We start from the raw sequence: 15290 nt of genomic DNA, 5'->3' as shown, positions 1-15290 counted from the left end.
GTAAACCGATCCAAATGTGGGAGCGGGCTTGCTCGCGAAAGCGTTGAATCAGCCAATGAATCCGTTGACTGACCCACTGCTTTCGCGAGCAAGCCCGCTCCCACATTTTGCACTGGGGCCAGGAGTTAAATAGTGCTCTTGGTCTCATTGTCACCGCCTGGTGACATTTCCCATCCCCTTCGTTACTTGCCCCCACGGCCCCCTTGTTTAGACTCCGGTCACCCCATAAACAATAATAAGGGCCACCCATGACCACCCAACCACTGCCTGCCAGCAGTTGGCTGAACGCGCCTGCCCATCACGCCTGGCTTGCCGCCGAAGGCCAGCGTCTGTTGGCATTCGCCAAGGCCGCGCGCCTGCCCGACGGTTTCGGCAACCTGGACGACAGAGGCCAATTGCCGGCCGATGCCCACGCCGAAACCATGAACACTGCCCGTATGACCCACAGCTTTGCCATGGCCTACGCCCTTGGCCTGCCGGGTTACGCCGAGTGGGTGGCCCACGGTGTCGCGGCCCTCAATGGTCCGCTGAAGGATGCGCAGCACGGTGGCTGGTTCGCCACGCCCCGCGCCCTCGATGGCAACCGTGGCAAGGCTGCTTACCTGCACGCCTTTGTCGCCCTGGCTGCCAGCTCCGCGGTGGTGGCCGGCGTTCCCGGTGCCCAGGCCCTGCTAAACGACGCGATCCACATCATCGACCAGTGCTTCTGGAACGAGGAGGAGGGCGTCATGCTCGAAACCTTTGCCCAGGATTGGAGTGGCGTCGAAGCCTATCGCGGCGCCAACAGCAACATGCACGCCACCGAGGCCTTCCTCGCCCTGGCCGATGTAACCGGTGACACGCGTTGGCTGGACCGTGCGCTGCGGATCGTCGAGCGGGTGATCCATACCCACGCCGCCGGCAACCAGTACATGGTGATCGAACATTTCGACGCCCACTGGCAGCCCCTGCTGGATTACAACGAAGACAATCGCGCCGACGGCTTCCGCCCCTACGGCATCACTCCTGGCCATGGGTTCGAGTGGGCGCGGCTGGTGCTGCACCTGGAGGCCTCGCGCCTGCGCGCTGGGTTGGTCACGCCGGACTGGTTGTTGACCGACGCCAAAGGCCTGTTCGCCAGCGCCTGCGAATACGCTTGGGCGGTCGATGGTGCGCCCGGCATCGTCTACACCCTGGACTGGAACCAGCGCCCGGTGGTGCGTGAGCGCCTGCACTGGACCCACGCCGAAGCCAGCGCCGCAGCTCAGGCCTTGCTCAAACGCACCGGTGAGTTGCACTACGAAACCTGGTATCGGCGTTTCTGGGAGTTCTGCGAAACCCATTTCATCGACCGCATCCACGGCAGCTGGCACCACGAGCTCAGCCCGCGCAACCAACCCAGCAGCACGATCTGGGCTGGCAAGCCGGACCTGTACCATGCCTGGCAAGCGGTGCTGCTGCCTGCGCTACCGTTGGCGCCAAGCATGGCCAGTGCATTGGGGGCGGGGTCTTATGTCACCAGCTGGTGACATTTGTACGTCCCTTTGTTACCTGCGCCCTAAATATCCATGTTTAAACTCCGTGCAGCGCAAGCTCTAGACTTGCATGCATAACAACAAAAAAAGGTACTCAGATGAACGCGATTAATCGCCTCGCCGTCGCTATTTCCATTGCCTCGTTGTTTCCCCTCAGTGCATTTGCCGCCGACTCCAAAGGTACGGTTGAAGTGGTGCATTGGTGGACCTCTGGCGGTGAGAAAGCGGCAGTGGATGTCCTGAAGGCCCAAGTTGAGAAAGACGGTTTCACCTGGAAAGACGGTGCCGTCGCTGGTGGCGGTGGTGCCACGGCCATGACTGTGCTGAAAAGCCGCGCAGTTGCGGGCAACCCGCCCGGCGTTGCCCAGATCAAAGGTCCCGACATCCAGGAATGGGCGTCCACTGGCCTGCTCGACACCGACGTCTTGAAAGGCGTGGCCAAAGACGAAAAGTGGGATTCCCTGCTCGACAAAAAAGTCTCCGATACCGTGAAGTTCGACGGTGACTACGTCGCCGTACCTGTGAACATCCACCGCGTCAACTGGCTGTGGATCAACCCGGAAGTCTTCAAGAAAGCCGGCATCACCAAGAACCCGACCACCCTCGAAGAATTCTACGCAGCCGGCGACAAGCTCAAGGCTGCCGGTTTCATTCCGCTCGCCCACGGCGGCCAGCCTTGGCAGGACAGCACCGTGTTCGAAGCCGTCGTCCTGTCGGTGATGGGAGCCGACGGCTACAAGAAAGCCCTGGTCGACCTGGACAACGCTGCGCTGACGGGCCCGGAAATGGTCAAGTCGCTCACCGAGCTGAAAAAAGTCGCGACCTATATGGACGTCGACGGCAAAGGCCAGGACTGGAACCTCGAAGCCGGTAAAGTCATCAACGGCAAGGCCGGCATGCAGATCATGGGTGACTGGGCCAAGTCCGAGTGGACCGCCGCCAAGAAAGTCGCGGGCAAGGACTACGAGTGCGTCGCCTTCCCTGGCACCGAGAAAGCTTTCACCTACAACATCGACTCCCTGGCGGTGTTCAAGCAGAAAGACAAAGGCACTGCCGCTGGCCAGCAGGACATTGCCAAAGTCGTGCTGGGTGAAAACTTCCAGAAGGTCTTCAGCATCAACAAAGGCTCGATCCCGGTGCGTAACGACATGTTGAACAACATGGACAAGCTCGGCTTCGACTCCTGCGCCCAGACCGCTGCCAAGGACTTCCTGGCCGACGCCAAGACCGGTGGCCTGCAGCCAAGCATGGCGCACAACATGGCCACCAACCTGGCGGTGCAAGGCGCGTTCTTTGATGTCGTGACCAACTTCCTCAATGACCCGAAAGCCGACCCGGCCGACACCGCCAAGAAACTGGGCGCTGCGATCAAGTCGGCCAAGTAAGCGACAAGCTGCAAGTTATTAGCTGCAAGTGGTCTGCAACCTCTCTTGCCGCTTATAGCTTGTAACTTGCAGCTGCCCTCACTCTTTCATTGGATTTCCCCATGAGTTCTGTTGCTGTGTTCAGCAAAGCCTCGCCGTTCGATGCACTGCAGCGCTGGCTACCGAAACTGGTGCTGGCGCCGAGCATGTTCATCGTACTGGTGGGCTTCTACGGCTACATCCTGTGGACGTTTGTGCTGTCGTTCACCACATCCACTTTCCTGCCCAGCTACAAGTGGGCGGGGTTGGCGCAATATGAGCGCCTGTTCGACAACGACCGTTGGTGGGTCGCAAGCAAAAACCTGGCGCTGTTTGGCGGCATGTTTATCGGCATCACCCTGGTGATTGGTGTTCTGCTGGCGGTGTTCCTCGACCAGCGTATCCGTCGTGAAGGTTTTATCCGCACCATTTACCTGTACCCGATGGCGCTCTCGATGATCGTTACGGGTACGGCCTGGAAGTGGCTGCTCAACCCGGGCATGGGCCTGGACAAACTCCTGCGGGACTGGGGCTGGGAAGGCTTCCGTCTCGACTGGCTGATCGACCCGGATCGCGTGGTCTATTGCCTGGTAATCGCCGCGGTGTGGCAAGCCTCGGGTTTCATCATGGCGATGTTCCTCGCGGGCCTGCGTGGGGTTGATCAATCGATCATCCGCGCCGCGCAGATCGATGGCGCGAGCCTGCCGCGCATCTACTGGAGCGTGGTGCTGCCCAGCCTGCGTCCGGTGTTCTTCAGTGCCGTGATGATCCTGGCGCACATTGCGATCAAGAGCTTCGACCTGGTGGCGGCGATGACCGCAGGTGGGCCGGGCTACTCGTCCGACCTGCCGGCGATGTTCATGTACTCGTTCACCTTCAGCCGTGGCCAGATGGGCATGGGCTCGGCCAGTGCCATCCTGATGCTCGGTGCGATCCTTGCGATCATCGTGCCTTACCTCTACTCCGAGCTGAGGACCAAACGCCATGACTAGTCTCGCTTCCAAACCTGCCATCAGCTTGAGTCGCGTCGCGATCTACGCGGTGCTGATCCTCGCGGTGCTGCTGTACCTGGTGCCGCTGGTGGTGATGTTGCTCACCAGCTTCAAGACCCCGGATGACATCAGTAACGGCAACCTGCTGAGCTGGCCGACCGTGGTCACCGGCATCGGCTGGGTCAAGGCCTGGACCACGGTCGACGGTTACTTCTGGAACTCGATCAAGATCACTGTGCCGGCCGTGCTGATCTCCACCGCCATCGGTGCGTTGAACGGCTATGTGCTGTCGTTCTGGCGCTTCAAAGGTTCGCAGTTGTTCTTCGGCTTGCTGTTGTTCGGCTGCTTCCTGCCGTTCCAGACCGTGCTGCTGCCGGCGTCGTTCACCCTTGGCAAGATGGGCCTGGCCAGCACCACCACCGGCCTGGTGTTTATCCATGTGGTCTACGGGCTGGCGTTCACCACGCTGTTCTTCCGTAACTACTACGTGAGCATTCCGGATGCGCTGGTCAAGGCCGCACGCCTGGACGGTGCAGGTTTCTTCACCATCTTCCGTCGGATCATTCTGCCGATGTCGACCCCGATCATCATGGTCTGCCTGATCTGGCAATTTACCCAGATCTGGAACGACTTCCTGTTCGGCGTGGTGTTCTCCAGCGGCGACTCCCAGCCCATCACGGTGGCGCTGAACAACCTGGTCAACACCAGCACCGGGGCCAAGGAATATAACGTGGATATGGCGGCGGCGATGATCGCCGGGCTGCCGACCCTGCTGGTCTATGTGATCGCAGGCAAGTATTTCGTGCGCGGCCTCACGGCCGGCGCGGTCAAGGGGTAATCATGGCTACGCTTGAACTTCGCAATGTAAACAAGACCTATGGCCCCGGCCTGCCCGACACCTTGAAGAACATCGAACTGTCGATCAAGGAAGGCGAATTCCTCATCCTGGTCGGCCCTTCGGGTTGCGGTAAATCCACGCTGATGAACTGCATCGCCGGCCTGGAAACCATCACTGGCGGCGCGATCATGATCGGCGACCAGGACGTCAGCGGCATGAGCCCCAAGGATCGCGACATCGCCATGGTGTTCCAGTCCTACGCGCTATACCCGACCATGAGCGTGCGCGAGAACATCGAATTCGGCCTCAAAATCCGCAAGATGCCCCAGGCCGACATCGACGCCGAAGTGGCGCGCGTGGCCAAGCTGTTGCAGATCGAACACCTGCTCAACCGCAAGCCGGGCCAACTCTCCGGTGGCCAGCAACAGCGTGTGGCCATGGGCCGCGCCCTTGCACGTCGGCCGAAGATCTACCTGTTCGATGAACCGCTGTCCAACCTCGACGCCAAGCTGCGCGTCGAGATGCGCACCGAAATGAAACTGATGCACCAGCGTCTGAAAACCACCACCGTCTACGTCACCCACGACCAGATCGAAGCGATGACCCTGGGCGACAAAGTGGCGGTGATGAAGGACGGCATCATCCAGCAGTTCGGCACGCCGAAAGACATCTACAACAACCCGGCCAACCAGTTCGTGGCGAGCTTTATCGGTTCGCCGCCGATGAACTTCGTGCCCCTGCGCCTGCAACGCAAGGACGGTCGTCTGGTGGCCCTGCTCGACAGCGGCCAGGCCCGTTGCGAGCTGGTGCTGAACGTGACCGACGCCGGTCTTGAAGACCGTGACGTGATCCTTGGCCTGCGCCCCGAGCAGATCCTGCTGGCGGCGGGCGAGGGCAACGGTTCGAGCATCCGCGCCGAAGTGCAGGTCACCGAACCGACCGGCCCGGACACCCTGGTATTCGTGCAACTCAATGACACCAAGGTCTGCTGCCGCCTGGCGCCCGACGTGGCCCCGCAGGTGGGCGAGACCCTGACCCTGCAATTTGATCCATCCAAGGTATTGCTGTTCGACGCCAATACCGGCGAGCGTCTGGGCACTGCTTCTTCATTGCCCGCACAGGGGCATGCCGACAATGTGGCCCAATTCAAAGGCCGTTGAAGCAGATAAGTTGTTGTTTTAAATAAAAAAGTAACCCGCGTTAGATAAAAACAGTTTAATAACAATAAAGACGAGGATGTAGGGATGAAAAAGCAACACAACACTACCCGGCTGATCTGCCAACTGTCAGCGGCAGCAGCCCTGGTTTTGTCCGCCAATGCGATGGCGGACGAAGCATTCAGCGCCGATTCCAAGTGGATGACCGGCGATTGGGGCGGCGAACGGACCAAGCTGATCGAGCAAGGTATCGATATCAAGGCTGACTACGTAGGTGAAATGGGCTACAACGCCCACGGCGGCTACAACACCGACAAGACCGGTCGCTACTCTGACCAGTTCGGCTTGGGCGTCGCGCTGGACCTGCAAAAACTGTGGGGCTGGGACAACACCCAGGCCAAGATCCAGTTGACCAACCGTAATGGCCAGAACATCTCCAACGATCGTATCGGCGACCCGCGTGCCGGCACGCTGAGTTCGTCGATGGAAGTCTACGGGCGTGGCCACATGGTGCGTCTGACCCAGTTCTGGATCCAGCACCAGATGTTCGACAACAAGTTGGACGTGAAGCTCGGTTACTTCGGTGAAGGCGAAGACTTCAACACCTTCCCGTGCGACTTCCAGAACCTGTCGTTCTGCGGTTCCCAGGTCGGTAACTATGTGAGCACCTGGTACAACTGGCCGGTCAGCCAGGCTGCGATCCGCGTGAAGTACCACATCACGCCTGAGCTGTACGCGCAAATCGGTGCGTACAACCAGAACCCGTCGCAGCTGGAGCACGGTAACGGCTTCAAGCTCAGCGGCAGCGGTACCAAGGGCACTGTAATCCCGGTGGAATTGGTCTGGTCGCCGAAGGTCAACAACCTGCCGGGCGAATACCGTGTGGGTTACTACAAAAGCGCCGCCGAGGCGTCCGACGTGCGTGAAGACGTGAACGGTAACGATGCTGCTACCACACGCGCGGACTACCGCACCCACAGCAGCAAGAAAGGCTACTGGTTCGTTGCCCAACAGCAACTCACCACCCATAACGGCGACGCTTCCCGTGGTCTGAACATCGCGGCCAACGCCACGTTCCACGACAAGGAAACCAACACCGTCGACAACTACCAGTCGTTGATGCTGGTGTACAAAGGTCCGTTCGACGCGCGTCCAAAAGATGACGTCGGCATCGGTGCGGCGCGTCTGCACGTCAACAATGACGTGAAGAAAAACGCCGAGCTGCTCAACGCCTCCAATGGCGTGAGCGACTACGACAACCCGCTGTACACGCCGATCCGCGAGACCGAGTACAACTTCGAAATCAACTACGGTTTCCACGTCACCAACTGGCTGACCGTGCGTCCTAACCTGCAATACGTCGTGCAACCTGGCGGCGTGGACAAAGTCGACAACGCGTTGGTGGCTGGCCTGAAAATTCAGTCTACGTTCTAACGTTGTTGCGATAAGCTCCTTCTCTCTGTGCGCATTTTGCGGGTAGCCATGGCTATCCGCTTTTTTTTGCGCAGCACTGTGAAGACCTTCAGGACAGTGGCAAATGCATGAGCAACCGCTGCAACGCTTTTTCAAATCCCTGCGCGAACGTCCAGTGTTCGCCTGGGAGCGCTTTCAGATGCGCGACGTATTGGTGATCGACCACCCGCTGTGCCAGGCGGTGTTCAGTCGTCAGGGCGCGCAACTGTTGCACTTTCAACCCACGGGGCAAAAACCCTGGCTGTGGTGTGCGGCGAAGTGGCCGCAAGTCGGCGCGATCCGTGGTGGCGTGCCGGTGTGCTGGCCGTGGTATGGCCGTCATCCCAGCGAGAACGCGTGGCCATCCCACGGCTGGGCGCGGCTGATCGACTGGAAACTGCTCGACAGCAGCACTGACGACGACGGTGTGCGTCTGCACTGGCAACTGCAGTTGTGCGATTGGCAGGTCGACCTGCACGCACACCTGGGCGACACCCTGGAACTGCGCCTGAGCACCGAGCATCAGGACGAGCTGCCGTGCCAATTGAGCCATGCTTTGCATGCTTACTGGCGTATTGGTCATGTTGATGAGATAGCGCTGTCTGGACTCGACGGGGCGCAAGGGTATGACCAGCTCAGTCGCCAGGCTTGCCAGCAGGAAGGTGAGTTGCGGGTGGACGGTGGATGCCAGCGGGTGTTCCAGCATGATGGGGAATTGCAGCTCAAGGACCACGCCTGGCAACGCGAATTGTGCATCGACACCGGCGACAGCGCCGACACCGTGGTGTGGCATCCGGGCAGCCGGCCGCTGTTGGGCGTGAGTTTCAACGAGGCGTCGGGGTTTGTGTGCGTGGAGTCGGCAATGGCCGGCGCGAGCCTGGCGCCGGGGGAACGGGCGCATTTGAGTCTGCAGGCCAGGGCTGGGGTGTAGCGGTGTGGCTGCGGGCCCCTTCGCGAGCAAGCCCGCTCCCACATTTGAATGTGTTCACAAATCAAAATGTGGGAGCGGGCTTGCTCGCGAAGAGGCCGGTACAGCTGGTAGAGATTCCAGCCTTAGTTGAACTCATCGCCAACCGGATACCGGCTGTCATTCAAGCTCTCTTTGATCTTGCGCAGATGGGGCTGGAAATCCACCCCACGGCGCAGCGTCATGCCTGTCGCCAGCACATCCAGCACCGTCAACTGAATGATCCGCGAGGTCATCGGCATATAGATGTCCGTATCTTCCGGCAGTGGAATATTCAGGCTCACCGTACTGGCCTTGGCCAATGGTGAGTTCTCGGCGGTCACGCCCAGCACCGAGGCGCCGTTGCTGCGGGCGATACGTGCCACTTCCACCAGCTCACGGGTACGCCCGGTGTAGGAAATGATCACGAACAGCTCGCCCGTATGCGCCACCGACGCGATCATGCGCTGCATCAGCACGTCCGCGTGGGCGGTGACCGACAGGTTGAAGCGGAAGAACTTGTGCAGCGCGTCCATCGCCACAGGTGCCGAAGCGCCGAGGCCGAAGAAGTGGATCTGCCGCGCCTGGATCAGCAGGTCCACGGCCTTGCTGATCAAGTTCGGGTCCAGGGCCTGGCAGGCGCTGTCCAGGGATGCGATGGCGCTGCCAAAGATCTTCTGGGTGTAGGCCTCGGGGTTATCATCGGCCTCCACGGCGCGGCTGACATACGCAGCACCGCTGGCCAGGCTTTGCGCCAGTTGCAGTTTCAGTTCAGGGTAGCCGCTGACGCCGAACGAACGGCAGAAACGGTTGACCGTCGGTTCACTGACCGAGGCGGCTTGGGCGAGGGCGGCGATAGAGAAGCGGGTCGCCTGCTGCGGGTTGAGCAGGATGACCTCGGCGACTTTTTTCTCGGCCTTGTTCAATTCTTCGAGGCGGTTCTGGATCTGTTCCAGAAGATTTCGCACGCGGTCCATTCAGTCTTTCCTTCGGGCGACGATGCAAATGAGGGTGGCAACCAATCGACCAGTGGTCTTTTGCGGTGGCCTATCCTACTGAGGGTAGCTGAACACCACCACTCGCAATGCGTATTTCGGGAAAATGTTGTGGTTATTACTACATTTTTCCTTGAGTGATGCCTTGAAAAAAGGTATTTGTAGCTTAACTTGATAAAAGAACAAACATCATGCCTTCGATAACCGTAGAACCCTGCACCTTTGCCCTGTTTGGCGCCTTGGGTGATCTGGCGCTGCGCAAGTTATTTCCTGCCCTCTATCAACTCGATGGCGCCGGGCTCTTGCACGACGACACCCGCATCCTGGCCCTGGCCCGTGAAGCCGGGACCGAGCAACAGCACCTGGCCCATATCGAAAAAGAACTGCGCAGCTACGTCGGCAAGGAACTGGACGAAAGCATCGCCCAGCGTTTCCTGGCGCGCCTGACCTACGTTCACGTTGACTTCAAAAACGCTGACGACTACACCGCCCTGGCGGAAAAAGTCGGCAGCGAGCAACGCTTGATCGCCTACTTCGCCACCCCGGCGGCGGTGTACGGCGCGATCTGCGAAAACCTGGCCAAGGCCGGCCTGGCGGAAAACACCCGCGTGGTGCTGGAAAAACCCATCGGCTCGGACCTGGAATCCTCGCGCAAGGTCAACGATGCCGTGGCGCAGTTCTTCCCGGAAAACCGCACCTACCGCATCGACCACTACCTGGGCAAAGAAACCGTCCAGAACCTGATCGCCCTGCGTTTCGCCAACAGCCTGTTCGAAACCCAGTGGAACCAGAACTACATTTCCCACGTGGAAATCACTGTCGCCGAGCAGGTTGGCATCGAAGGCCGTTGGGGCTACTTCGACAAGGCCGGCCAGCTGCGCGACATGATCCAGAACCACCTGCTGCAACTGCTTTGCCTGATCGCCATGGACCCGCCGGCTGACCTGTCCGCCGACAGTATCCGTGACGAGAAGGTCAAGGTGCTCAAGGCCCTGGCGCCGATCAGCCCGGAAGGCCTGACCACCCAGGTTGTGCGCGGCCAGTACATCGCCGGCTACAGCGCTGGCAAGCCGGTGCCGGGTTACCTCGAAGAAGAGAATTCCAACACCCAGAGCGACACCGAGACCTTCGTCGCCCTGCGTGCCGACATCCGCAACTGGCGTTGGGCCGGGGTGCCGTTCTACTTGCGCACCGGCAAGCGCATGCCACAAAAGCTGTCGCAGATCGTTATCCACTTCAAGGAACCGTCCCACTACATCTTCGCCCCCGAGCAGCGCTTGCAGATCAGCAACAAGCTGATCATCCGCCTGCAACCGGACGAAGGTATTTCCTTGCGTGTGATGACCAAGGAGCAGGGCCTGGACAAGGGCATGCAACTGCGCAGCGGGCCGCTGCAACTGAATTTTTCCGACACCTATCGCAGCGCACGGATTCCCGATGCCTACGAGCGGTTGTTGCTCGAAGTGATGCGCGGCAATCAGAACCTGTTTGTGCGTAAAGATGAAATCGAAGCCGCGTGGAAGTGGTGTGACCAGTTGATCGCCGGGTGGAAAAAATCCGGTGATGCGCCCAAGCCGTACGCGGCGGGTTCCTGGGGGCCGATGAGCTCCATTGCACTGATCACGCGGGATGGGAGGTCGTGGTATGGCGATATCTGATTTGAAACTGCCCCAGGGCGTCACGCCGCACGAGTACCGCACGCCGGTGCTGTTGGCGCAAGGCCTGGCCAATGATGTGGCCGAGCAATTGCGTGCGGCCATCAGCGCCCGTGGCGAAGCCACGTTGGTGGTGTCCGGTGGCCGTAGCCCCGTGGCGTTTTTCCAGAACCTGGCCAAGCAAGGCCTGGACTGGTCCAAGGTGACGATCACCCTGGCCGACGAACGCTGGGTGCCGGTGGAACACGCCGACAGCAACGCCGGTCTGCTCAAGCAATACTTGCTGCAAGGCCCGGCGGCCAAGGCCAAATTCCTGAGCCTGTACAGCGCCGCGGCCAATCTTGAAGACGCTGCCGAGCAGGCCGATCGCCTGCTGGCGGAATTGCCGGCGATTGACGTGTTGGTGCTGGGCATGGGCGATGACGGTCACACCGCGTCGCTGTTTCCCAACAGCCCGAACCTGAGCGAAGCCTTGCAGCCGGACGGCACGCGCCGTTGCTGGCCGATGCTGGCGCCGACCGTACCCCACCAGCGCCTGACCATGAGTCGCGCGCTGCTGGCTTCGGCGAACTACACCGTACTGTCGATTTCCGGCAGTTCGAAATTGACGACCTTGAGCGCTGCACTGGCCGGTGACGACATCGCTGCCATGCCGATTCGCGCGTTTTTGCAACCCACATTAGAGATTTACTGGTGCCCATGAGCCAAGGATCAGCCGCTATGAAAAGCCCTCAACCGACCGTGTCCATGGCGGATAAAGTTGCCCTGATCGACAGCCTCTGCGCCAAGGCGCGGATCCTGCCGGTGATCACCATCGCCCGCGAACAGGACATCCTGCCGCTGGCCGATGCCCTGGCCGCCGGTGGTTTGACCGCGCTGGAAGTGACCCTGCGTTCGCAGTACGGCCTCAAGGCCATTCAGGTGCTGCGCGAGCAACGCCCGGAACTGTGCACCGGTGCTGGCACCGTGCTGGATCGCCATATGCTCGAAGCGGCCGAAGTCGCCGGCTCGCAATTTATCGTCACCCCAGGCATCACCCGCGACCTGCTGGAAGCCTCGGTACACAGCGCAATCCCGCTGCTGCCGGGCATCAGCAACGCCTCCGGGATCATGGAAGGCTATGCGCTGGGTTATCGCCGCTTCAAGCTGTTCCCGGCTGAAGTCAGCGGCGGCGTCGCGGCAATCAAGGCCCTGGGCGGCCCGTTTGGCGAAGTGAAATTCTGCCCGACCGGCGGCGTTGGTCCGGCCAACATCAAAAGCTACATGGCGTTGAAAAACGTGATGTGCGTGGGCGGTAGCTGGATGCTTGATCCTGAGTGGATCAAGAACGGCGACTGGGCCCGCATTCAGGAAGTCACCGCCGAGGCGCTGGCGCTGCTGGATTGATCTGATTCATCGAATCGTTGTTGCTGTGCTTGACGGCATTTTTGCGGTGCACTTGGTCGGTGTGCCGCTTTTTTTTGCCTGCAGAAAACCTCTCAGGTCGGCGTAACTCCTTGAGTTGGAATGGGTTTGTGTGGGAGCGGGGTTGCTCGCGAATGCGGTGGTTCAGCTTGCAGATGTATTGCTGACACACCGCATTCGCGAGCAAGCCCGCTCCCACAGTTTTAATCGGCGTTGAGTTCGGCGATGGCGGTGACCAAGGCATTGATGTCCGCGGCCGACGTGACCAACCCCGGCGTCACCCGAATGCAGGTCCCAAACGCCGCGCCCACCCGTGTGGTGGTAAACAGGTTGTAGTCCTTGAGTAAACGATCTGCCATCACCTGCTGGTCCCTTCCGACAAACTTGAACGCCGTAATCCCGCAATACAGGCGCGGATCATCCGACGTCAGCACCTCAACCCCCGCCAACGGCCGCACCTTGCTCACCCACAGGTCACGCAGGTAATTCACCCGCGCGCCCTTGGCCGCCGAGCCTCCCAGGCTTCGATGCTCCTCAAACACCAAGGGCAAGGTCATCAGCGCCGGAAAATTCGGTGTGCTGTAGGACGTGCGTGCGCGCACGTCGCTGGGCGGGTAGTGAAACTCGCCCATGTCCGGGTCGATGTCGGCCAGGCGCTCGGGCGCGATGTACAGAAAACCCAGGGTCAGCGGCGCGCCGATCCATTTGTGCAGATTGAAACCGGCGAACTGAATGCCCAGTTCGGCGAGGTTGAAGTCGATCTGGCCCAGGGCGTGAGCGCCGTCGAGGATCACATCCACATCATATTCACGCGCCGCCTTGGCGATCGCCTCGACCGGCATCACCAGGCCAGTGCGATGGGTGACGTGGGTCAGCGCCATCAGCTTTAAACGTGGGTATTGCGCGAACGCATCGCGGTATGTGCGCAGCAGGCTGTCGAAACTCGCCGGGTGCGCGTGGGACAGTTCGATCACCTCCACGCCGCGAACCCCGGCCAACCAGCGCATGGCGCCTTTGACCGTGTCGTACTCCAGGTCACTGATCAACACCTGATCCCCCGGCTCCAGGCGGTTGTAGTTACGGATCAGCGACTGCAAGGCCTCGGTGGCGTTGCGGGTGAAGGCGACCGACTCGGGGTCGACGTTGATCAGCCCAGCCAGTTGGCGGCGGATCTCGACGTTTTCGCCCTGCTCGAAACGCTGGCGCACATGCAGGGAATTGCTGCGGTTGATAAACGCCACGTGTTCCAGATACTGCGCGCGCACGACGCGGCTCATGCGTCCGAAATAGCCGTTTTCCAGATTGATCGGGCCAGGCTCCAGCTCATAGCGCCTGGCGATGGCGGTCCAGTGTTGCTCGTTATCGGCATTCCTTGGCATGGCGGGGTTCTTTCTTAATGGCGGGGGGCGGGCTTGCCGTGTTTTACGCGCAACGGTTCGAGCAATTCGGCCAGGCCGTTGCTGTCGATTTCCTGCATCAATGCCAGCAGCCCACCCAGTTCGCCGTGGGGGAAACCTTCTCGGGCAAACCAGTTCAGGTAGGGGCCGGGCAGGTCGGCGATGATCCGGCCCTTGTACTTGCCGAAGGGCATTTGGCGGGTGATCAGCAGTTCGAGTTTTTCGGGGTTCATGGGCTTCAGACGAATGAGTCGAGAGCCCTGAAAATACAGGCATTCTGCATGAAGGCCAATTGACAGATCATGCAAATAACGTACATACAGATGGTTCAAATATTTTTAAGTTATTGAAAACAAAGGAAAAGTTGTTATTGAAAAAACTGGCACGGGCGCTGCAATCATTAAGACAACCTCTTAACCCGTACAAGGAATTGAAAAATGACTGACATCACTAAAGAATCGATCTCCGTACTGAACTACCTGATTGAAACCAGCATCGACGGTCAAAAGGGTTTCAAAGAGTGCGCTGAAGACATCAAGCACCCAGAGCTTAAAGCGCTGTTCGCCAAGCGTTCCGCCGACTGCGCCACCGCTGCTGCCGAGCTGAAGACTGCCGTGCGTGCCTTGGGTGGCGATCCGGAAGATTCCGGCAGCGTTGCCGGCGCACTGCACCGTGGCTGGGTCGACGTGAAGTCGATGCTCACCGGCAAGGATGAAGAGGCGGTACTGAACGAAGCCGAGCGCGGTGAAGACCACGCACTGAAGGCTTACAAAGAAGCGATCGAGAAGATCAACAAGCACAACCTGTTGGGCATTCGTGACCTGGTTGAGCGTCAGTACCACGGCGTGCAACGTAACCATGACCAGGTGAAGGCGCTGCGTAACCAGGCTCGCGCCCAGTCGTAAGCCTTACGCTGTAACGAATGTGGGAGCGGGCTTGCTCGCGAATGCGGTCTTTCAGTCACAGTGTTGGTGACTGATCCACCGCTTTCGCGGGCAAGCCCGCTCCCACATTTGTATTGTGTAGATTTCAGCCAATGCTGATCGGCGGCAATTCGGTCAGCGTCACCACCTGCTGCTTGCGCGGCGCCAGAATCTCCGCTTCACCATCCACCACCAACTCATCGCGCTGGTTGAACACCCGCGTGGCGATGCGTACGCGGAATTTCGGCAGTTTTTCGAGAATTTCCAGGCGCACGGTCAGGGTGTCGCCGATCTTCACCGGCTTCTGAAAGCTCATCTGCTGGCCGATATAGATAGTGCCCGGCCCAGGCAATTCGCAGGCTACCGCCGCGCTGATCAGGGCACCGCTGAACATGCCGTGGGCGATACGCTCCTTGAACATGGTCGCCTTGGCGTATTCGGCGTCCAGGTGCACCGGGTTGTGGTCACCGGACATCGCGGCGAACAGCTGGATGTCGCGCTCTTCCACCAATTTGCTGTAGCTGGCGGTCTGGCCGACTTCAAGGGCTTCGTACGGGGTGTTGGTTACCTGGGTCATCTAAAGGTGCATCCTGTGGCTAATCGGTAATTTAATC

Annotated in this window: 15 protein-coding genes; 11 read left to right on the top strand and 4 right to left on the bottom strand. The window is 59.9% G+C overall.

Going from position 1 to position 15290, the window contains the following annotated elements; all coding sequences use genetic code 11:
* The first annotated feature begins 248 nt into the window (after positions 1-248).
* The 7 genes from PSH81_RS21125 to PSH81_RS21095 all read left to right on the top strand — a co-directional run bounded on the left by PSH81_RS21125 (position 249) and on the right by PSH81_RS21095 (position 8287).
* Positions 249-1508 carry an AGE family epimerase/isomerase gene (locus PSH81_RS21125; RefSeq protein WP_305391429.1) on the top strand — a complete coding sequence of 420 codons (1260 nt, stop codon included), beginning with the start codon at positions 249-251 and terminating at the stop codon, positions 1506-1508.
* Between the two features lie 104 nt (positions 1509-1612).
* A complete protein-coding gene (locus PSH81_RS21120; RefSeq protein ID WP_226456223.1) occupies positions 1613-2899 on the top strand; it encodes an ABC transporter substrate-binding protein in 1287 nt (428 codons plus the stop codon).
* 101 nt (positions 2900-3000) lie between these two features.
* Positions 3001-3909 (top strand): carbohydrate ABC transporter permease, encoded by a 909-nt coding sequence (locus tag PSH81_RS21115; RefSeq protein ID WP_192301018.1) that lies wholly within the window; start codon positions 3001-3003, stop codon positions 3907-3909.
* Positions 3902-4747: a carbohydrate ABC transporter permease gene (locus tag PSH81_RS21110; protein WP_305391428.1), complete on the top strand. Its 846-nt coding sequence runs from the start codon at positions 3902-3904 to the stop codon at positions 4745-4747. Before PSH81_RS21115 ends, PSH81_RS21110 begins: the two co-directional genes overlap by 8 nt.
* 2 nt (positions 4748-4749) lie before the next feature.
* Complete coding sequence (locus PSH81_RS21105; protein WP_192301019.1) at positions 4750-5907, top strand: ABC transporter ATP-binding protein; 1158 nt, start codon at positions 4750-4752, stop codon at positions 5905-5907.
* Between the two features lie 84 nt (positions 5908-5991).
* Positions 5992-7338 (top strand): carbohydrate porin, encoded by a 1347-nt coding sequence (locus PSH81_RS21100; protein WP_017737958.1) that lies wholly within the window; start codon positions 5992-5994, stop codon positions 7336-7338.
* A 103-nt stretch (positions 7339-7441) separates the two neighbouring features.
* Positions 7442-8287 (top strand): D-hexose-6-phosphate mutarotase, encoded by an 846-nt coding sequence (locus PSH81_RS21095; protein WP_305391427.1) that lies wholly within the window; start codon positions 7442-7444, stop codon positions 8285-8287.
* 122 nt (positions 8288-8409) lie between these two features.
* On the opposite strand, the gene PSH81_RS21090 is transcribed toward PSH81_RS21095, so the two are convergent.
* Positions 8410-9270: a MurR/RpiR family transcriptional regulator gene (locus PSH81_RS21090; RefSeq protein ID WP_177413991.1), complete on the bottom strand. Its 861-nt coding sequence runs from the start codon at positions 9268-9270 to the stop codon at positions 8410-8412.
* Between the two features lie 218 nt (positions 9271-9488).
* Here PSH81_RS21090 and zwf point away from each other — a divergent pair, with 218 nt between their 5' ends.
* The 3 genes from zwf to PSH81_RS21075 are packed head-to-tail and all read left to right on the top strand — an operon-like array spanning position 9489 to position 12338.
* Positions 9489-10955 carry a glucose-6-phosphate dehydrogenase gene (gene zwf, locus PSH81_RS21085; protein WP_305391426.1) on the top strand — a complete coding sequence of 489 codons (1467 nt, stop codon included), beginning with the start codon at positions 9489-9491 and terminating at the stop codon, positions 10953-10955.
* Positions 10942-11655: a 6-phosphogluconolactonase gene (gene pgl / locus PSH81_RS21080; RefSeq protein WP_192301023.1), complete on the top strand. Its 714-nt coding sequence runs from the start codon at positions 10942-10944 to the stop codon at positions 11653-11655. Before zwf ends, pgl begins: the two co-directional genes overlap by 14 nt.
* 17 nt (positions 11656-11672) lie before the next feature.
* Positions 11673-12338, top strand: coding sequence for a bifunctional 4-hydroxy-2-oxoglutarate aldolase/2-dehydro-3-deoxy-phosphogluconate aldolase (locus tag PSH81_RS21075; RefSeq protein WP_226456220.1), 666 nt, complete (start codon positions 11673-11675; stop codon positions 12336-12338).
* Between the two features lie 221 nt (positions 12339-12559).
* Here PSH81_RS21075 and PSH81_RS21070 read toward each other — a convergent pair whose 3' ends face one another.
* A complete protein-coding gene (locus PSH81_RS21070) occupies positions 12560-13735 on the bottom strand; it encodes an aminotransferase class V-fold PLP-dependent enzyme (protein ID WP_226456219.1) in 1176 nt (391 codons plus the stop codon).
* Positions 13736-13749: 14 nt separating this feature from the next.
* Positions 13750-13986 carry a DUF3820 family protein gene (locus tag PSH81_RS21065; RefSeq protein ID WP_135289383.1) on the bottom strand — a complete coding sequence of 79 codons (237 nt, stop codon included), beginning with the start codon at positions 13984-13986 and terminating at the stop codon, positions 13750-13752.
* A 204-nt stretch (positions 13987-14190) separates the two neighbouring features.
* On the opposite strand from PSH81_RS21065, the gene PSH81_RS21060 reads away from it, so the two are divergent.
* The gene (locus PSH81_RS21060; RefSeq protein WP_305391425.1) at positions 14191-14658 is read left to right on the top strand and encodes a PA2169 family four-helix-bundle protein; all 468 of its coding nucleotides are present in this window, start codon (positions 14191-14193) and stop codon (positions 14656-14658) included.
* 124 nt (positions 14659-14782) lie between these two features.
* Here the strand turns inward: PSH81_RS21060 and PSH81_RS21055 are convergent, their stop codons facing one another.
* Positions 14783-15253: a MaoC family dehydratase gene (locus PSH81_RS21055; RefSeq protein WP_010208208.1), complete on the bottom strand. Its 471-nt coding sequence runs from the start codon at positions 15251-15253 to the stop codon at positions 14783-14785.
* Positions 15254-15290: the final 37 nt, after the last annotated feature.

The organism is Pseudomonas sp. FP2335 (assembly GCF_030687535.1).
Taxonomy (GTDB): Bacteria; Pseudomonadota; Gammaproteobacteria; order Pseudomonadales; family Pseudomonadaceae; genus Aquipseudomonas.
The sequence above is the reverse complement of the archived record's forward strand: the minus strand, read 5'-3'. Positions and strand labels throughout refer to the sequence as shown.